The following is a 13,304-nucleotide window of genomic DNA, read 5'->3' as shown; positions in this document are numbered from 1 at the left end:
AAAACGGACCGCTTCCACCGATATTATTGGAAAAACCGCCTGCCGCATTCTTATGTATATCCCGGTTCATGCCGGCCTATCCGATCATATCGTCCGGATCGGGTTGGAGCCTGCCATCCTCCATCGGATGTTTTCCTTAGCGATTGCAACAGCCTCTCCCTTCCGGTACGCCGGACCGAAAGCTGCCAGGATCGAAGTGGATCAGGGCCCCGCCTGCGTCGTCTGCCGCAACCAGTCATCTCAGCTCACTTCCTTGGGAGGGAACCGCTATGGAAACCAATTCTTCATCATCCTATTCATCTGTACCCATAAACCCCACCACCGTTGAAACCGCTGTCAGACGAACCTTCGTCCGCCGGCACAAGGGCCTCTTGATCGGCCTGCTGTCCGTTCTGCTGCTCTTATTCAGCCTCCTGATGGCATTCCATGCATATATCGCCTGGACGCTCGCCCGGCCGCATATCGATCCGCTGCGATCCAATCCGGCCCTGTCGATCGGAACGGCGTACGAAGACATCACCTTCCCGAGCTTGAACGGATCGTCTACCCTGTCCGGCTGGTATATCCCGTCCGAGATGGAGTCGGCCAACTCCCGCAAGACGGTGGTCTTCTCCCACGGCTACGGCGGCAACCGTGAAGAAATCTGGGTGCCGATCTACGATCTGGCCAAAGCTGCGCATAAAATGGGCTTCAACGTTGTGATGTTCGATTACGGCTACGTGCAGCCGGACTGGAACGTTACCGGCGGTCTTCGGGAATCCCAGGAGCTGCTGGGTGCGGTGCAGTACGCCAAAGACCGCGGCGCGGACCGGGTCTACGTCTGGGGCTTCTCCATGGGAGCCGGCACCGCCCTGCAGGCCGCTCTGCTAACGAAGGACATCGATGGCATGATCCTCGACAGCACCTTCGTTCTGGAGCCCGAGACCCTGTACCACAACATGAAGCAGGTTGCCAATCTGCCGAAGTTCTCGCAAGGGCTCGTTCATATGTTCTTCCCTCTGCTCAACGGCGTCAGCCTGAACCAGGTGCCTTACCAGACGGTGAAGGAAACGAAGTACGATATCCCGATCTTCTTCATTCACGGCAAGGAAGACCTTAAAGCGCCCTGGAACATGGTGGAGAGCATCTACCAGCTCCAGAAGGACCAGTCCGGGTCGCAGCTGTGGCTGCTGGAGAAAGACGGCCATGAGCTGATCTACCGCGCTCACAAGAAAACCTACCTGCAGATGACGACCGGCTTCCTGCAGACGCTCTCGACCGGATCGCCCGAGGTCGTGAAGCACGGACAGAGCCGGTGACACATACCGCAGAACCTCCCCGAATACACTGTTTCCGATGGAGCCGCACCTGGACCAGGCCGGCTCCTTACGGTAACGGATGGGGAGGTTTTTTGTTCATGCAGTATGCTTACGGTGCGCTCACGCCGCTCAGACTGCTCGAGGAGACGCGCTTCTGGAAAGGGCAGGAGCGTGAGCATACGGTCGTCATCCGCGAGCTGGCCCCCGCCCTTGAACCCGACTACAAAAGGCTGCTGCAGGAATGGGAGGTCGTGCTGGCCCGGGCCGAAACCTCCGCCGGGCGCTGGATCGAGGCCTTGCTCCGCAGGCCGGCTCCCGCCTCCCCGGCTCTGCGGCAGGAAGTGCGGCGCTTCCTGGAGGCCTCGGCTGTCCAATCGCAGGCCTTCGTCCGGCAGCTCCACCTGCTCATGGAGAGAAGCCGAACGATTCGGACCCAGCCTCCCCTCCGCGCGATACTCCTTCATCTCATCCGGGAGTCGGAGTACTTCCTCGGTGTGCTCCAGGCCGCCGCAGGAGGGCCTGGAGCATACGAGGAGGGACTCTCCGGGGGAAGCTTCGCACCAGACGACGCGCAGACCGGACAAGAGGGACAGGGAGGATCGGATGGGCACCCGCTCTCTGCCCACGACACTGGGGGGGATCCGTCTGAAGCCCAGCCGCCGGAAGAGCCTTATGACAGCTCCGGCGCCACGGCAACCCAGGAGGGGGTCTGGACCATGGGCATCCGGCCCGTCCCGGCTTATGCCAAGCCGGTTCCCATCGGCGGACATCGGCTCCCTCCGCTTCCTTATCCGTACGATGCTCTCGAACCCCATATCGACAAAGAAACGATGCGCCTGCACCACACCAAGCATCACTTAAGCTATGTGGAGGGCCTCAATAAAGCGGAGCTTGCCTTGGCCCGCGCCCGGGAGATCGGCGATTATGCCCTCGTGAAGCATTGGGAGCGGGAAACCGCCTTCCACGGAGCGGGGCATTACCTCCATACGCTGTTCTGGCAGGTGATGAAGCCCGGAGGGGGCGGTCCGCCCACCGGCACCATTGCGGCGGACCTTAAGAAGTCCTTCGGCGGCTTCTCCCCTTTCCGCAAGCAGTTCAGCGCGGCCGCCGAGAAGGTGGAAGGCGGCGGATGGGCGCTTCTCGTCTGGAGTCCGCGCAGCCACAGGCTCGAGATCCTGCAGGCGGAGAAGCACCAGAACTTATCCCAGTGGGACGTCATCCCGCTCCTCGTACTCGACGTCTGGGAGCATGCTTACTATGTCCGCTACCGGAACGACCGTGCACGCTACATTGAAGCCTGGTGGAACACTATACACTGGGAGCACGTGAACGAACGCCTGGAAGCCGCACGCGGGCTCAAGTGGCCTCCTTTTTGATGTCCACCCCTGTGCCCCGTCCCAGGACCATGGCTGAACAACAAAGAGCGCAGAACCGTCTCCTCCAGGGGAGATGGTCCTGCGCTCTTGTATTCCGGTCGAAACAGGCTAGTCCTTGATCAGGGACAGGAACTCGGCACGGGAGGACGCATCCGTACGGAATACGCCGCGCACAGCCGAGGAGATCGTCTTGCTGCCCGGCTTCTTGACGCCGCGGGCGCACATGCACAGATGCTCGCCTTCCACCACGACCATGCAGCCGTGGGGCTCCAGCTCCCCTTCGATGATGTCGGCGAGCTCCGAGGTAATGCGTTCCTGCACCTGGAGGCGGCGGGTGACGGCCTCCACCAGACGCGCGAATTTGCTCAGTCCCGCGATCTTCCCGCTCGGGATATATCCGATATGGATCCGCCCGAAGAAAGGCGCCATATGGTGCTCGCACTGGCTGTAGTAGACGATATCTTTGACAATGACCAGCTCTTCGTGCTTCTCGTCGAATGCCACGCCGAGGATGTCTTTGACATCGGCTTCATAGCCTGCGAAAATCTCTTCATACATGCGTGTTACGCGTGCCGGGGTGTCATGCAGACCTTCACGGTCCACATCTTCACCGATCAACCGAAGAATCTCGCGGACATGGTGCTCGATCTGTTCGCGGTTCTCGATCACGCGGTTATTTCTGTATTCTTTGGCCGGCATGGCCTTTCCCTCCTCTTTCGCCCCCCGGTTCGGAGGACCGCCAAACCGCTCCCGCGGCCTTCAGGCCCGGTTACGGACGAAACTTCTGTTTCTTCATCATCTGCTGCATCTTGGCCATCTGCTGCTTGTTCAGGTTATACCCCATCTGCTTGGCCATCTGCTGGAGCATCTCCGGATTGCTCTGCATTTTCTCCATCTGCCTGCGCAGGTACATCACGCCGATGTAAAATCCGGCCGCACCTCCGACCAGCAGAGCGACTACCGCGGTTACGACATATCCCCACATGATTGGTTCGTTCACCTCTACCGATAATTTGGATTTCTTTATCATAGCATGCCTGACAAGGAGTGACAAATACCTCCTTACATCAGCACGGATTCGACGAACACCGTCGTATGCTTCGCGAGATCCACCTCTTTGATCTCCAGATCGTCGCCGCTGCCCTTCACTACCCGGACGACGGGACGCCCCGGAAGCCCCCGGTGCTGGCCTACCACAACCCCGGTCTCGCGCGTCGTCAGCCTTACGGAGGCACCTGTCGGATAAATAGAGACCGTACGCAGGAACTGGATCACAATGTCACGATCGAGCTTCGATCCCGCCAGCACCATCATCCGCTCGCACGCATCATGGGGCAGCATTCGCTTGCCCTCTTTTTCGAACAGCAGATTGTCGTAAGTATTGGCGACGGCCACGATGCGTGCATAGAGATGAATCTCTTCTCCGGGGATCTGGCGCGGCAGCCCTTCTCCGTCCATGGTCTCATGATGCTGAAAAGCGACATGGGCGATCAGCAGGCTGAGCTCCCGCTTGTTCTTCAGCACCTCAAAGCCCCGCCAGGTATGGTGCCGGCGCTTGTCGCTGTGCTCGTCATCCGTGATGAGCTCAAGCTTGCCCACATCGTGGAGCAGCGCCCCTATGGCAAGCTCACGAAGCTGGGAAGCCGGCAGGCCCAGATTGATGCCGATCAGCACCGACATCATGCAGACGTTCAGCGCATGGACATACATCGCATTGTCCTCGGTCCGGATGTCCGTCAGCTGAACCATCACTTCTTTGTTCTGCATCACTTCTTCCAGCAGCGAGTCGATGCTTAAGTTCAGGCTCTTCGTATTAAAATCCTTGCCCGACCGGATGGAGTTGAAGGTGTCGGTCATCCGTTTCATGACCGCCCGCTTCGTCTCCTCCGAAACCAGCTCCGGAATCTCCAGATCCTCGAACTCCTGGTCCTTGATATAGATCATGGTCACCCCGATGCGCATGAGCTGATTGATCATGAATACGGTCAGCTGCACGCCTTCGGAGAGAAGAATGGACCCGTTGGCCGTAAAAATCGTGCGCCCCAGGTATTGGCCCGACTCGACGCTGTCGATGTGCACATATCTCATATCCGTCCGCCTCCCGCTGCAGATGCCCTTCCTTCATAGCCTTCCAGTCCGAGCAAAAAGGTCTTGATCGATAATCCTCCGCCGTAGCCGACCATGGCGCCGGCCGCCCCGATGACGCGGTGGCACGGCACTACGATCGGGACGGGATTGCGGTTATTCGCCCCGCCGACGGCCCGCACGGCCTTCGGCGACCCGATCGCCTCGGCCACATCCTTGTAGGAACGCGCCTCTCCGTATGGGATCCCGATCAGAGCCTGCCACACGCCAACCTGGAAGGGGGTTCCGCGCAGATCAAGCGGCAGCGTGAAGACCCGCAGCTCACCGGCAAAATAGCGCCGGAGCTGGTCCTCGAAAGGCGCCAGCGCTGCCGGATCGCTCCCCCAGATGTCTGTTCCGAAGAAGCGTCCCGACCAGCTGCGCAGACGATCTTCATGCTCTTCGAACGAACCGAATTCGATCTGGCAGAGGCCGTCTCTATCGCTGATGCCCAGCGTCAATACCCCGATCGGGGAATCCATTTCATGATACCGGATCGTACTCATGCGCCCGTCTCCCTTGTATGCTGCTCCTGCGCCGCAGTCTGTTCCTGCTCCTGTGCCAGCCCCTGCGCCTTCACGATCTCCCGCCGCGCCGCTTCGTCAGTCTCCCGCTCAAGCGCCTCGCGGAGCGCCGCTTCGGCCGCCGCTCCGCCGATTCGTCCCACCGCCCAAGCCGCCGTCGCACGAATCTCCGGCCGCTCATCGGTCCGGAGCACACGGAGCAGCTCCGGCAGGGCCTCCCGGTCGCGGAAGTTCCCCAGCGCCAGAATCGCATTGCGCTGGATCGGCTTACGGCCGCGCCAGGAGGCGGAGCTCGTGCCGAACTTCTCCTTGAATTCGCGGTTGGTCATCTGCAGCAAAGGGACCAGCAGAGGCTTGACCTGCTCGGGATCCGGCTGCAGCTCGGGATGGTGATCCGCATGGATGCCTTTATTCTTCGGGCACACGATCTGACACGTATCGCAGCCGTAAAGCCGGTTGCCGATCTTGCGCTTCAGTTCGTCATCCTCAATAATGCCCTTGGTCTGAGTCAAATACGAGACGCACCGCTGGGCATTGAGCTGCCCCGGCCCCACCAGCGCACCGGTCGGACAGGCGTCGATGCACAGCGTACAGTCCCCGCAGTCCTGGAGCACCGGTACATCCGGCGGGAAAGGCACGTTCGTCACCATCTCGCCAAGATACACCCACGATCCCCATTCCGGCGTAATGACGGAGCAGTTCTTGCCGATCCAGCCGATGCCGGCCCGTTCCGCGACCGCCCGGTCGACCAGCACCCCCGTATCGACCATCGATACGGTACGGGCCCCCGGCACTTCGGCGCGAATCCAGTTCTCCAGCTTCTGCAGGCGGTCCCGCAGCACATGATGATAATCCGTGCCCCAGGCGGAGCGGGAGAGAATTCCGCGGTAACGCCCCGGCTCGGAGCGCGGCGGATTCGGCAGTTTGGACGGATAGGCTACCGCAATCGAGAGAATCGACCGCGGCCGCTCCATCGTGAGTGCCGGGTCCACCCGCTTCGCGATGTCCCGTTCCTCGAAGCCGGACTCATAGCCCTTCTCCCGGTGCCGCTCCAGGATGTCCCTCAGCTCCGTGAACGGTTCGGCCGAAGCGAAGCCGATCTTGTCGATCCCAAGATCCGGCGCCGCGCTCCGCAGCTTGTCCTTGAGCCGCTTCCACGCTCCGGCGGGGACGTCCGGCAGGGAGGCCAGGCCCGCAGGGAGTTCTGTATCGTGATCTGGATGCCGGTCTTCCATGCGCCCTTCCTCTCCTTCCTTCTACAATCGCCGCCACTTATCCAGCGGCCAGATGATCCACTCGGCCCTGCCGACCACCTCTTCGAGGGGAACCGCACCGAAGCTGCGGCTGTCATGGCTCGCATACCGGTGACGGTTATCCCCCATGACAAAGAGGTGTCCCTCTTCTATGGTATACGGCTCGAATCCGCCGTCCTCGATCGGCGTGCCCGTGTAGGGCTCGGATACCGCCTCGCCGTTCACATACAGCCTGCCGCGGCGGATGTGCACCTCATCCCCGCCTACGGCCACGACGCGCTTCACAAGGAAGACGGGCTTCCGCTCTTCTTCACTGTTTCGCTTGATGACGATCACATCGCCCCGCTGCGGCATACCGGCCAGGCGGATCGTCTTATTAATGAAGAGCCACTCTCCCTCTACGAGGGTGGGCTCCATCGAAATGCCCCTTACCGTAGAGAAATGAAAAAAATACTGGTGAATGAAGACAACGAGCAGGAGTCCGGCAGCGGTCAGCTTCATCCACTTCCAGATCTCCCGGAGAGACCCTTCGGGGGAAGCCGAAGCCTTCTGCTCCTCCTGCTCTTGCATGCCTTTGGCAGGAAGGAGCCCCATGCTACCCCTCCGCCCCATATTCTTTCCAACGTTCATAATAAAACATTACGAGATCGTCCTGGAACGGCGCTCCACCGGCCCGTACTCTGGCAAGCAGGGCGTTCAGCCCCTGCTTCACCTTCCCGTCTACAATAGAAGAATAATGATACAGGATCTTATGCTGCTCATATTCGTCCTGGTCGACCACGTGAATATCGCCTGCCGGCATCCGGATGACATCCAGATCATAATCAATATAAGTAATAATGCGGTTGTTCACGTAGGGAGGCGAAGCGACATTGCAGTAGTACCGGACTCCGTGCTCCTCAATCAGGGCTACTACATTGAACCACATTTTCGGGATAAAAAAGGATATGCCCGGTATGCGGCTGACCCACTCCTTGCCGTCGGCCTCCACGATCTTCGTCTGGCTGTTAATCAGCACCAGCATGGATTCGGCCCGATGGGATTCGTGCAGGAGATCGTCCGGAACGAGCCAGTTCTTGAGCCACATCCGGTGCAGGTGCCCATCGTGCTTGAAGCTCTTGATCAAATATGGATGAAATGCTCCCATAAGGTGCCTGCCCTTCTGCATCGGACCGCCTTCAGGTGGCGGGGCGCTCTGCGTTTTGCTGATACAATGTGCCGTTCCGTCTGTCTTGCACTGGCTTGCTGCATGCGTCCATGGAACCAGGGTGTGTAAGCGAAGGTCCCGGACGCAGGAATCTTGCTACTAGCATAAACGTATGTGGTGCGGCTTTCAAGGGAGAGAGAGCGAACCCTGATAACAAAAATCGCTTTTCTATACCATAACAACAAAAAAAGCATCCCCGAAACAGCCGCAGCCTTCCGGTTATGCTTATATCGTCACTTTCATGAAGTTCCGCAGGTGGGGTCTATCCGTTTACTATACTGAGACGATGAGGCGCACGCGAAAAATCGGCGGCCTGATAGCCCGCCTTCTCGTACACAGGCAGCACCACTTCGTTATGAGCGTCCACCGTAACGAGAATTCGCCGAACCTTCCGACCGATAAAGCGCTGGCGAAGCGATTCGATCAGAGACTGGCCGATCCCTCTGCGCTGATGCTCGGCTTCCACGGCAATCCGGTAATAGTATCCGTTGTGGTTATCGATCGTACCGACAATGATGCCGACGATCTCCCCTTCTTGTTCTGCAACCAAAACCAATTCACTGTCCCAAGACAGCTGTCTCGCAAATGCTTCCATCGTTTCTTCGTAGCAATCTTCCGTCAGCACGCTTTCGAGAAGACAGGTTACCGCTACATAATCCGATAATTGAAACGAGCGAACCTGATAGGAACCCACAAGCATAAGTCGAACTCTCCCCGCCACTGAGATTGGTATTATAGTAAAATACGACAAAACGGCCCAAATTCCTGCTTAATCTTTAAGAAATCGCAAAAAATCTTCACATTTTTTTAATTTTCTTCTGAAAACGCTTTATTTTGAAGCGTTTTCACGAACGATGCCGGTTTTTGACTGCGCGAAAAAGCCGCTCTCCGGGACTTTCGTTCCGAAAAGCGGCTTTCCTCCGCTGATCCTCTTACGGGGCATCCGGGTCCAGCAAACGGCACAGCACGGTTACCGCCTGCCCCCTGGAGGCCGGATTGGCAGGACCGAAGGTACCGTCCGGCATGCCTTTGAGCAGCCCGAGGCCGGCAGCCTTCTTCACGGCCTCCGCCGCCCAGGCGCTGATCCGCCCCCCGTCGCGGAAGGACACCGGCTCAGCCGAGGCCAGAACGGCCCCATTCCCGGGCCCGGCCGCATAGTTCCCGGCGTTCACGAGCATGAGCGCCATCTGCTCACGGGTGATCAGCTCATCGGGAGCGAACTGCGTGTCGCTCACTCCACTGATCAGCCCGGCCGCGAGGGCATTCACCAGGGCCTGCCGGTACCAGGCATCCTCCGGCACATCCCCGAACGGCAGCTCCCCGGCGCTCTGCGGCAGCTGCAGCGTCCTGGCGAGCAGGGCCGTGAACTGGGCCCGCGTCACCTCGGCGTCAGGGGCAAACTCCGTATCCGTCATGCCATCGGCCACTCCCTTGGACGCCATCCGCTCGACGGCCTCCCGGGCCCAATGGCCTTCGAGATCCGCGAAGTGACGGTTCCACTGCATCACGGTGAACCGGCCGAAGCCCTTCAACTCGATCCGGTACTGATTCTGTTCCGGGCTTCCGCCGGCATAAGCCCAATTCCCCGTTTCCTCCTCATAGCGGTACACCCCGGAGCGGTTCAGGTCCGTGATCTTCCCGCCGTCAAAATCGACGGTGAGCAGCACCGGCTTCTCGAAGGCCGTAATCTCCTGCCCCCCGGCCTCCAGCCTCAGCTTATAGACCGGCGAAGCGGGCTCGGCATATGCCGGCCTCCCCGGGGCCTCCGCAGCCGAGAGGGCACTCAGCTTCACGGCGGTGTCGTCCGCTACGTCGAAGGCGCCCGGCGGTACCGTGAAGCTCAGCCCGTCGCCCTGGATGATGAGCTTCGTGCCTGTCGTCTTGGCCAGGTTCCACACCTCGCCCGCGAGCTCGAATACCCAGCCTCCGGCTCCCTTATCCGGCACATCCACCGTGACGGGAGCTCCCTTCGCCGAAGTGATGCGCTCCTTCAGCTCCTCCTTGGGAGGGGCTACCGTAACTGGAGGTGGCGCCGCCCCGGGAGATCCTCCTTCCCCGGCAGCAGGCTGACTGACACCGGTGCCCGAAGACGAACCGCCGCCGCTGTTCGAAGATCCCGCGCCGATCGTATACTTGTAGCTTCGGGGCTCGCTGGCGATGCCGTTCTTGACCGCATAGACGACCAGCGTGCGGCTCTCCGTCAAGGTAATCGGTCCCGTGTAGTCATAGACCGTGGTGCTCCCGGCAAATCCGTAGACGAGCTTGGCTCCGGCCGTAACCGTCTTCAGCTCCACCGTCTGCTTGCCGGTGTAGCTTCCCGCAGCGGGTGAAGTCTCCGGCGCTCCCGGCCGCTTCAGAAGGACGACCGGACCGGGAGGCACGTACCTGCCTTCCAGGTCCTCCGGAAGCTTCGCCTGCACCTCAAGGTGGTACACATCCTCTGCGTTCAACCGCTCTTCAAGCGTCCGGCCGAGGTACACCTCCCGCGTAACCGTCTTGCTTTCGCCGGTACGGCTTGTAATGGACACCCGCACCGCGGTTCCCGGGCTCACTTCCGCTCCGGCCTCCCGGCCCGTGTCGTCCTCCGCCCTCAGCTTCGCCTGAAGAAGCGACTGGCCTGCCGACCCGGCAGTCGTCCTCAAGGCGGTCAAGCTCAGCCGGGGTCTGGTGAACGCCGCCGTTCCATCCAGCAGTCCGCCGCCATAATAAGCCGAAGCGGAGTAGGAGCCGCTGCCCTTGGCTGCCGGCGGCTCAAGCCTGCGGGCCGTATGGGACAGGATCCGCTCCACATCGGCAGAGGTCAGGTCGGGGTCCTGCATCTTGAGCAGGGCCGCCAGTCCGGCCGCAAGCGGCGCGGAGAAGGAGGTCCCGTTGCCGATTCCCACCGCGTCCGGCCCGGTATGCAGGGTCGAGTACATCGAGGTGCCGGGAGCAACGACCGTTACCCTGCCGATATTCGAGAAGTCGGCGATGGTCAGGCCGCCTCCTTCCGCACGGGTGACGGAGCCTACCGACACCACCCCCGGCATGCTTGCCGGAAACAGCGTGCGGTAAGCCCGGCGGGGCAGTTCTTCACCCTCCGTCTCCTCCTCTTCCCGGAGCACGTTCCCCGCCTCATCTCCGGTCCAGTGATTGCTGTCGTTGCCCGCAGCGGCGACGACCACGATCTTTTTGCTGAAGGCGTACTCGATGGCATCCTTCACGGCCTGTACCTCACCGGACATCCCAAGGCTCAGGTTGATCACGTCCGCCCCGTTATCCGCCGCCCAGTAGATGCCTTCGGCCACATCGGAGCTCTCGATATCCGTCCGTCCGCTGCCGCCCACTTTGACGGGAAGTATGCGCACAGGACCCGGTCCGGCGGCCCCCGCGATACCTACACCATTATCGGTCAGGGCGGCGGCAAGCCCCGCTACCATCGTCCCGTGGCCGTTCTCATCCTCCGGGTTCCAATCCCGGTTCTTCACATCGTAGCCCCGCAGCAGGACGCCGGCGAGGTCCTCATGGTCCGCCCGCACCCCCGAATCAATAACGGCAATCGTGACCGGCTGGCGGTCCGTATTCCCCTGCACCCTCTCCCAGCCGTAGGTCAATTCGGTAACCGACAATCCCCATTGGTAATCGAGGTAGGGGTCATTCGAAGCCACAGTCTTCAGGCTTTTGCCGCTTCCTTTGCCTGCCCCGAGCAGCGAACCCTTCTCCACCGGCAGGGCCGGACGGTAATCCAGATCGGTGTAATGAAACCGGTATACCGGCTCGGCATATTCCACATCCGGATTCTCCATGAGCCGCTTCACAGCATCAGGCACACTCTCCTGCTCCTGCGTCTGCACGGTCACCGTAGTGCTGACCTTGCCGGACGCCTTCAGCATCCGTGCGCCCGATGGAGCCTCAGCCGTCTTCTTGTACTTGACAAGCACCTTGCCCGGCACGACCTCCGGGGCTGATGCTGCCGGGATCGGCTCGCTCTCCTGTACCGGCTCCGGTTCCGCCGTCCCCATCTCTGCCGCTGCGTCGGCTGCGCACGACAAAAAGGGCGACAACACGAGAGCTGCCGCCAGTCCGGCGCAGGCCAGCCTTTGTTTGGGCCAATCCATAGCGGCTCCTCCTTCATCTATCTCTTCATCCAGTCCCTTTTCTCTTCCAATCGAAAAGAAAGTCTACTAAAAGTTTCCATAAGGATAGTATAAAGTCAATTGGGAGCGCTTGGCAATGATTCACGGATGATTTCAGTAAACTTTTAGAATCCAAAGGAGTCAAGGTTACATTATGTAAAAAAATGGAACATTCTAGTTTCATTCAGCGTACTAGAAGTATAAACCACATCAAAGGGGCGCTCCGTCATGAAACCTGCTCTCTCCTCCCTGAACGCACGCCGTCCTTCCAAACTGATGCCTCTGTTCGCCGCCGCCGCATTGACGGCCGCGGCCGGTTGTTCCCCCGGCCCTGCCGGCAGTGCTCCTCCGCCGGCGTATTCCTCAACGGCCGGCAGCCGTCCCCCTGCAGCCACGGCCTCTTCCGCGCAGGTACCGCCCGAGGACTTCTGCGCCGATGCGGATCAGGACCGCAGCTTCGATGATTGCAGCGGCTTCATCGACGCTGCGGAGAACGCCGCCTTCTACGGAGGTGCGGTCCCTTACTACCGCCGCAGCTCCGGAGGCCTTGCGGGCCGCAGTCCTGCGGCTTCTCAGCCGTCAAAGACCGCGCCCGGGAGCACGGTGGAGAACAAAGCCCCTGGCGCCCGCTGTACCCGCTCCCGAAACGACCAAACGTGCCGGAACGTTTACCAAAAGCGGGGATGGCGCAGGGGGAACGGCTTCCGGCACGACGGCAGGTGCAGCAGGTGCGGCGGCAGGGGGCGGCACGTCGCCCCCTGCACAAGCGGGAGCGAGTAAGGGGAGCACGGCCGGTACGGAAGCCTCCGGCGGAACCGGCGCCCGCGGCACGGCGGGCCCGTCCGGGCCGGGAGCCGCAGCCGGAGGAGGCTCGGCCGGCACCTCCGCACCGCCCCAGAGCAGCCCTCCAGGTTCGCGCTCGCTCGGTTCGTCCCCGGGCGGCTCCGCCTCCTCCCCGGCAGCCGCCTCCAGCACTTCCGGCTCCCGCGCCGGAGTCGGCAGCTCCAGCTCAGGTTCCTCCGGATGACCTTTTTTCCGTCATTTGGAGGACATGCTGCATAAAAGTGGACGGCCCGAATCAGAATAATCCGGTACGGGCCCCATTCTCCATCGAAAGGAGGTGCCTCCAGTGACCGACGACATCCGCCGCATCCACGAACTTAACGACCGCAAAACGGAAGAATGGACTTCCGAGGAGCTTCATTATCACCAGCGGGTCATGGCCGACCTGTCTCCCTGGCTGAATGCGCAGGGAACCGCCATGCTCGGGCAGATTATCCATGAGATCGAGCGGCGCAGCGGATACTAGGGACCGCTGCAGCCGTTCCCTTTATCCTATGAACACTTAACATACATATATGTTGATTTTATATGGAATATAGGCGATAATGAATCTTGGAAATCTTA

Annotated in this window: 13 protein-coding genes; 4 read left to right on the top strand and 9 right to left on the bottom strand. The window is 60.6% G+C overall.

The features are described 5' to 3' along the window. Positions 1 to 269: 269 nt before the first annotated feature. Both PM3016_RS02530 and PM3016_RS02525 read left to right on the top strand, forming a co-directional pair. On the top strand, positions 270 to 1,298 hold the full coding sequence (locus tag PM3016_RS02530) for an alpha/beta hydrolase (protein ID WP_013914334.1): 1,029 nt from the start codon (positions 270 to 272) through the stop codon (positions 1,296 to 1,298). A gap of 98 nt (positions 1,299 to 1,396) precedes the next feature. Further along, a complete protein-coding gene (locus PM3016_RS02525) occupies positions 1,397 to 2,674 on the top strand; it encodes a Fe-Mn family superoxide dismutase (protein ID WP_013914333.1) in 1,278 nt (425 codons plus the stop codon). 108 nt (positions 2,675 to 2,782) lie between these two features. On the opposite strand, the gene folE is transcribed toward PM3016_RS02525, so the two are convergent. From folE to PM3016_RS02480, 9 genes are all read right to left on the bottom strand, one after another. Further along, entirely contained in the window at positions 2,783 to 3,373 is a 591-nt protein-coding gene (folE, locus tag PM3016_RS02520) for a GTP cyclohydrolase I FolE (protein ID WP_013914332.1), read from the bottom strand. Positions 3,374 to 3,443: 70 nt separating this feature from the next. Further along, complete coding sequence (locus PM3016_RS02515; RefSeq protein ID WP_014649230.1) at positions 3,444 to 3,659, bottom strand: YneF family protein; 216 nt, start codon at positions 3,657 to 3,659, stop codon at positions 3,444 to 3,446. A 77-nt stretch (positions 3,660 to 3,736) separates the two neighbouring features. Next, complete coding sequence (locus PM3016_RS02510) at positions 3,737 to 4,762, bottom strand: HD-GYP domain-containing protein (protein WP_013914330.1); 1,026 nt, start codon at positions 4,760 to 4,762, stop codon at positions 3,737 to 3,739. Then, positions 4,759 to 5,304: a methylated-DNA--[protein]-cysteine S-methyltransferase gene (locus PM3016_RS02505; RefSeq protein ID WP_014368328.1), complete on the bottom strand. Its 546-nt coding sequence runs from the start codon at positions 5,302 to 5,304 to the stop codon at positions 4,759 to 4,761. Before PM3016_RS02505 ends, PM3016_RS02510 begins: the two co-directional genes overlap by 4 nt. Beyond that, complete coding sequence (gene queG, locus PM3016_RS02500) at positions 5,301 to 6,557, bottom strand: tRNA epoxyqueuosine(34) reductase QueG (protein WP_014368327.1); 1,257 nt, start codon at positions 6,555 to 6,557, stop codon at positions 5,301 to 5,303. Before queG ends, PM3016_RS02505 begins: the two co-directional genes overlap by 4 nt. 21 nt (positions 6,558 to 6,578) lie before the next feature. Continuing rightward, entirely contained in the window at positions 6,579 to 7,169 is a 591-nt protein-coding gene (lepB, locus tag PM3016_RS02495; RefSeq protein WP_013914327.1) for a signal peptidase I, read from the bottom strand. Between the two features lies 1 nt (position 7,170). Continuing rightward, complete coding sequence (locus PM3016_RS02490) at positions 7,171 to 7,722, bottom strand: DUF402 domain-containing protein (RefSeq protein ID WP_014649225.1); 552 nt, start codon at positions 7,720 to 7,722, stop codon at positions 7,171 to 7,173. 322 nt (positions 7,723 to 8,044) lie between these two features. Beyond that, positions 8,045 to 8,482 carry a GNAT family N-acetyltransferase gene (locus tag PM3016_RS02485; protein ID WP_014368326.1) on the bottom strand — a complete coding sequence of 146 codons (438 nt, stop codon included), beginning with the start codon at positions 8,480 to 8,482 and terminating at the stop codon, positions 8,045 to 8,047. Positions 8,483 to 8,714: 232 nt separating this feature from the next. Continuing rightward, positions 8,715 to 11,879 (bottom strand): S8 family serine peptidase, encoded by a 3,165-nt coding sequence (locus tag PM3016_RS02480; RefSeq protein WP_014368325.1) that lies wholly within the window; start codon positions 11,877 to 11,879, stop codon positions 8,715 to 8,717. A 454-nt stretch (positions 11,880 to 12,333) separates the two neighbouring features. Between PM3016_RS02480 and PM3016_RS02475 the strand changes: the two genes are divergently transcribed. Together PM3016_RS02475 and PM3016_RS02470 are read left to right on the top strand one after the other, a co-directional pair. Then, positions 12,334 to 12,924, top strand: coding sequence for a hypothetical protein (locus tag PM3016_RS02475; RefSeq protein WP_238540423.1), 591 nt, complete (start codon positions 12,334 to 12,336; stop codon positions 12,922 to 12,924). Positions 12,925 to 13,026: 102 nt separating this feature from the next. After that, complete coding sequence (locus PM3016_RS02470; RefSeq protein WP_013914322.1) at positions 13,027 to 13,206, top strand: hypothetical protein; 180 nt, start codon at positions 13,027 to 13,029, stop codon at positions 13,204 to 13,206. The last annotated feature ends 98 nt before the right edge of the window (positions 13,207 to 13,304 follow it).

This window comes from Paenibacillus mucilaginosus 3016 (assembly GCF_000250655.1).
Taxonomy (GTDB): Bacteria; Bacillota; Bacilli; order Paenibacillales; family NBRC-103111; genus Paenibacillus_G; species Paenibacillus_G mucilaginosus.
Note: the sequence above shows the minus strand (reverse complement) of the source record. Positions and strands in the feature narration are given on the sequence as shown.

Coding starts and splice junctions, on each gene's coding strand:
- PM3016_RS02530 (WP_013914334.1), top strand. CDS start 270: ATGGAAACCAATTCTTCATCATCCTATTCATCTGTACCCATAAACCCC.
- PM3016_RS02525 (WP_013914333.1), top strand. CDS start 1,397: ATGCAGTATGCTTACGGTGCGCTCACGCCGCTCAGACTGCTCGAGGAG.
- folE (WP_013914332.1), bottom strand. CDS start 3,373: ATGCCGGCCAAAGAATACAGAAATAACCGCGTGATCGAGAACCGCGAA.
- PM3016_RS02515 (WP_014649230.1), bottom strand. CDS start 3,659: ATGTGGGGATATGTCGTAACCGCGGTAGTCGCTCTGCTGGTCGGAGGT.
- PM3016_RS02510 (WP_013914330.1), bottom strand. CDS start 4,762: ATGAGATATGTGCACATCGACAGCGTCGAGTCGGGCCAATACCTGGGG.
- PM3016_RS02505 (WP_014368328.1), bottom strand. CDS start 5,304: ATGAGTACGATCCGGTATCATGAAATGGATTCCCCGATCGGGGTATTG.
- queG (WP_014368327.1), bottom strand. CDS start 6,557: ATGGAAGACCGGCATCCAGATCACGATACAGAACTCCCTGCGGGCCTG.
- lepB (WP_013914327.1), bottom strand. CDS start 7,169: ATGGGGCTCCTTCCTGCCAAAGGCATGCAAGAGCAGGAGGAGCAGAAG.
- PM3016_RS02490 (WP_014649225.1), bottom strand. CDS start 7,722: ATGGGAGCATTTCATCCATATTTGATCAAGAGCTTCAAGCACGATGGG.
- PM3016_RS02485 (WP_014368326.1), bottom strand. CDS start 8,482: ATGCTTGTGGGTTCCTATCAGGTTCGCTCGTTTCAATTATCGGATTAT.
- PM3016_RS02480 (WP_014368325.1), bottom strand. CDS start 11,879: ATGGATTGGCCCAAACAAAGGCTGGCCTGCGCCGGACTGGCGGCAGCT.
- PM3016_RS02475 (WP_238540423.1), top strand. CDS start 12,334: ATGCGGATCAGGACCGCAGCTTCGATGATTGCAGCGGCTTCATCGACG.